The following is a 637-nucleotide window of genomic DNA, read 5'->3' as shown; positions in this document are numbered from 1 at the left end:
GCTGGAGACGCCCACCTCCGGGTCCATCCTGTTGGACGGTGTCGAGTCGGGCACCCGGGGCCGGGGGTTGGAGCGGTACCGGTCGGATGTGCAGATGGTGTTCCAGGACCCGTTCGCGTCGTTGAACCCCTTCCACACGATCGTGCATCACCTGGAGCGTCCGATCCGCCTGCACCACCCGAAGCTGTCCGGGACGGCGGTGCGGGCGCGGGCGATCGAGCTGCTCGAACGGGTCCGGCTGACCCCGGGGGAGAGCTTCGCCGAGCGCCGCCCGCACGAGCTGTCCGGCGGGCAGCGGCAGCGCGTCGCGATCGCGAGGGCGCTGGCCCCGGGGGCGCGGTTCATCGTGGCCGACGAGCCGGTGAGCATGTTGGACGTGTCGATCCGGCTCGGGGTCCTGAACCTGCTGGCCGAGCTGCAGCGGGAAGAGAACCTGGGCGTGCTGTACATCACCCACGACCTCGCCACAGCCCGCCACTTCTCCGATGAGATCATGGTGCTCTACAAGGGCGACGTCGTCGAACGCGGACCCGCCGACCAGGTCATCCTGAACCCGCAGCACGACTACACCAAGACCCTCCTCGGCGCCGCCCCCGAACCCGAACAGCATCTCCCTGACCAACGCCCAGGCTCCGAG

1 protein-coding gene is annotated in these 637 nt (G+C 69.5%); it reads left to right on the top strand.

The window, feature by feature from the left end:
• Nucleotides 1-637, top strand: a 637-nt coding sequence (locus tag DW297_RS05755) for an ABC transporter ATP-binding protein (RefSeq protein ID WP_136030281.1), incomplete at both ends; no start/stop codon positions are given.

Origin of the sequence: Microbacterium sp. PF5 (genome assembly GCF_004794315.1) — a bacterium.
GTDB classification, from domain to species: Bacteria; Actinomycetota; Actinomycetes; order Actinomycetales; family Microbacteriaceae; genus Microbacterium; species Microbacterium sufflavum.
This window is presented reverse-complemented; position numbering and strand designations above follow the sequence as displayed.